The following is a 3,014-nucleotide window of genomic DNA, read 5'->3' as shown; positions in this document are numbered from 1 at the left end:
ACAGCTTACAGCTTACAGCTTACAGCATACACGCTAGTGCTTTTTCGCATATGCTTCGGCTTGCTTCCACACTCTTAGCGTATTTTCGCTTAAAATCTTTTTAATGTCGGCATCGCTATAGCCTCTGTCCATTAACCCTTGCACTAGGTTAGGGTAGCTCGCTACATCTTTTAGGCCAATCGGTAATGAATCCCCTACACCGTCGTAGTCAGAGCCAATACCTACGTAATCAATACCAATTAATTCAACTACATGGTCAATGTGATCAAGGACTTGCTCAAGGCTTGCGAACGGGAATGGGTTTTTAGCACGGTACGCTGCGTCAAAGTCCTTACTTGGCTTAGTGCCTTCTTTTTTAACGGCCTCTTTAGTACTTTTGAGATCTTTGTACCACGAACCTGCTTGAGAGGTTACAAAGCTTGAGCCAAAGTTAATTTGAATAACCCCGCCATTCTTTTTAAGCGCTAGTAACATGTCATCATTCATATTACGCTCAAAGCCCGGCGTGTATTTGCGCAATGAAGAGTGTGAGGCAATAACCGGTGTTTTAGATAGCTCCATTACCTGATAAAACGCATCATCTGATATATGCGATACGTCAATGAGCATACCGATGTTGTTCATTTCAGTTATCAGCTTTTTACCAAATGGGCTTAAGCCTTTCCATTTACGGCGAATATCGTATGACGAGTCAGAAATATGGTTGCTTTGTGAGTGCGCAAGCGTGATGTAGCGTACACCGCGGTCAAAAAAGTGCTGTAGGTTTTCCATTTTACCTTCAATTGGCGAGCCATTTTCCATGCCCATCGCAATTGACAGTTTACCTTGCTCAAATTGCGCTTCTATATCTGCAGTTGAGCTGGCAATGGCAAATTTGTCGGGAGCGCGCAGTGCAATGGCTTCCATGCTATCAATCATTTGATTGGCTAGCTGATAACTTTTACCTTTGCCTTCAAATTCTAAGTGAGCAGGAATATAAATAGACATAAATGGCGCGTTTAAACCGCCCTTAACTGCGCGAGGGTAGTCAAAGTCGCCGCCATCGGTAGCTTTAGTGACATCAACCCATTTTTCGTGGATACGATAAGGTACATCAATATGGGTGTCGATTAAAATAGTGTCTTTTGCTAGTTTTACTGCTTTGTCTGACGGGCTTTTTACTTGCTCTGCAAAGGCTTGTGGTGTTAAAGCTAGTGATATGGCTACCACTAGAGTGCTGAGTTTTATCATGTTTTGGCTCTTTGGGTAAAAAGCCATTGTGTACGTTCAGCTCAAAAGTTACAAGTGTTAGGCGCTAATCAAACGACTGTGCTTCATGCGCTTCACTTTGCAGTGCTTTAAATTCATTTTTTGAAATAATAGTGACTGACTCATGTAGCTCAGAAAAAAACACCATGGCTTCACCATTTTTAAGCTGCTGATTAACCTGCGCTACTTTACTTTGAATACTCACTTCTTGCTCACCGTAATCAGTGCCTTCACGAAGCACGTAGCTTTCAATTAGGTTATAGAGGGTGTCTTTATCAAGTTGTTCAAAAGGGATAATCATAACTGCTTACTGCTCGCTTTAGTGGGAACGTGCTGGCCAAAATAATAAGGAACGGCTTGCTCAAGCCAAAATACCGGCCTAAACGGATTATTACCGCTAATAAACCCTACGTGGCCGCCTTTTTCAGAGACGCTCAGGGTAACATGCTCACTCACATCTTGCCTACTTGGCACGGCTTTAATCGACAACATTGGGTCGTCTTTGGCATGAATGATTAACGTAGGAATCGCAATATGCTTTAAGTAAGGCATTGCGCTGGCTTGGCGATAGTAATCGTGCGCGTTTTCAAAGCCATGCAGTGGAGCGGTTAGTTGATTATCAAACTCCAGCAAATCGTCAATTTTCATTAACTGCTCAGAGGTAATAGGTATTTGCTGCTTAATTTGTGGCAATTTACGCTGCATTGATTTTTTCATTCTATCGAGCAAATACTTTTGGTAAATTTTGCCTAAGCTTTTACGAATAACATCGCTTGATGAGGATAAATCATAAGGAGCCGAAACCACTGCAGCGGCGCTTAACGGGCAGTTTTCTCGCTCTTCGCCTAGGTATTTAGCCAGTACATTGCCCCCTAACGAAAAACCAACAGCCATAATAGGGCGGCTGGGGAATTGCCCCCTTAAATGATTTATAAAAAAAGCTAAGTCGGCGGTATCACCACTATGATAAGCACGCGGTAAGCGGTTAACTTCGCTTGAGCAGTTTCTAAAGTGCATAAGTACTACGGCATAACCTTGCTTTTTTAAGGCTTTCATCATGCCTTTGGCATAAAAGCTATTTATGTTGCCTTCAAGGCCATGTAAAACCACAGCAAGAGGGGCGTTTTCGTTATGGGGCAGCGACCATGCAAGTTCAATAAAATCGCCGTCGGGCGTATCAAGTTGCTCAAGTTCGTAGGACGTATTGTGAAATGGGCGGAAAAAACGCGGCATTATGGTTTGAACGTGACGATTGGTCATCCACCATGCTGGTTTAAACTTATTGATCATGTTTGTACTACGCACTATGAAAAAAACGAAACGTTAGTGTACCAAATTTTTCGCTTTATAAAATAAAAAGCGCCTAATCAGTAACCTGAGTAGGCGCTTTGTGCGTCGTGCTTAATGATGCTCGGGAACTTCAGCCTCGCTAATTTTTTTAATAAAGTAAAAAGCGTAAAATAGGCAAAGAGAAATCACTACGCCTAAAATCCCAAAAGACATAAATAAAACAGGGTCGCTAAAAAAGTCTCTAAAGAATACGTTCATGATTAATCTCCTCGTTCAGTTGATGGAGACATCATAAAGTGACTTTGCAAAGCATAATGTGATCGAGATCAAACTATTTCCGTGCGTGGAAAAAGTAACCAAGTAAAGTTGATGTAGATCATGTTTTTGGGGTTATTCAGTTCCTACTGCAGCGCCTATAGGCTTTGAAGAATCAATCGGCTTAAAGATTTTTTGCCCAAAGAGAAGAGAATGAGGAG

The 3,014-nt window shown here is 42.0% G+C and carries 4 protein-coding genes; all 4 read right to left on the bottom strand.

All coding sequences use genetic code 11. The features are described 5' to 3' along the window. Window positions 1-33: 33 nt before the first annotated feature. Window positions 34-1,230, bottom strand: a complete 1,197-nt coding sequence (locus CWC17_RS18860) for a dipeptidase (protein ID WP_138614633.1) — start codon at window positions 1,228-1,230, stop codon at window positions 34-36. A gap of 64 nt (window positions 1,231-1,294) precedes the next feature. Then, entirely contained in the window at window positions 1,295-1,549 is a 255-nt protein-coding gene (locus CWC17_RS18855) for a YheU family protein (RefSeq protein WP_138540960.1), read from the bottom strand. Then, complete coding sequence (locus CWC17_RS18850) at window positions 1,546-2,538, bottom strand: hydrolase (RefSeq protein WP_138614631.1); 993 nt, start codon at window positions 2,536-2,538, stop codon at window positions 1,546-1,548. The genes CWC17_RS18855 and CWC17_RS18850 overlap by 4 nt, the downstream gene beginning before the upstream one ends. Before the next feature lie 111 nt (window positions 2,539-2,649). Continuing rightward, entirely contained in the window at window positions 2,650-2,796 is a 147-nt protein-coding gene (locus CWC17_RS19405; protein WP_004589623.1) for a hypothetical protein, read from the bottom strand. Between the last annotated feature and the right edge of the window lie 218 nt (window positions 2,797-3,014).

Origin of the sequence: Pseudoalteromonas sp. S3785, from assembly GCF_005887365.1 — a bacterium.
Classification (GTDB): Bacteria; Pseudomonadota; Gammaproteobacteria; order Enterobacterales; family Alteromonadaceae; genus Pseudoalteromonas.
This window is presented reverse-complemented; position numbering and strand designations above follow the sequence as displayed.